This is a genomic window from Aminobacter sp. P4_D5 (assembly GCF_056401815.1).
In genome coordinates, this window is record NZ_JBFUIP010001007.1 from 1 (window position 1) to 602 (window position 602).

At 67.6% G+C, this 602-nt stretch carries 1 protein-coding gene; it reads left to right on the plus strand.

The annotated features are described in order from the left end of the window. On the plus strand, window positions 1–454 hold a 454-nt coding region (locus AC1DWF_RS36350; protein ID WP_476843296.1), incomplete at its 5' end, for an NAD(P)/FAD-dependent oxidoreductase. Between the last annotated feature and the right edge of the window lie 148 nt (window positions 455–602).

The window sequence follows — 602 nt, forward strand, 5'->3', positions numbered from 1 at the left end:
GTTCATGGCCCGGCGCGACAAGCTCGCCATCCGCATCGGCCGTTCCTTCTTCGACGGGCCGGAATCCATGTCCCGCTGGTCGCTGGATTCCGTCTCCCCCTTCGAGCGCATCCGCATGCTGGACCCGGCACCGCAGCAATCCCTCATCGACGAGGCGCTGGTGGCGATGGGCGAGACATATCCCGAGCTGAAGGGCCAGATCCGCGTGGCGCAAAGCTGGGGCGGCGCCATCGACTGGACGCCCGACGGCAACCCGGTGATCGCGCCGATCGCAAAGATCCCCGGCCTGGTCGTCGCGGCCGGCTTCTCCGGCCATGGCTTCGGCACCGGCCCCTCCGCCGGCAAGCTGGCGGCGGACCTCGTGACATCGGCCAAGCCCAGCATCGACCCCACGCCCTTCCGGTACGAGCGGCTGATCGACCGCAGCAAGCTCACCGTTCCCGGCATGATCTGAGGACCGTTTGAGAACTCCGGCGGAATTCCCAAACGGTCTCTGAAGGTCAGCCAACCTGTCCTGGACGGATGAGGCCGCGGCGTTACAATCCCGGTCATGATCCGGAATCTCCAGGGCCTGCGCGCCTTCGCGGCCCTCGCCGTGGTCC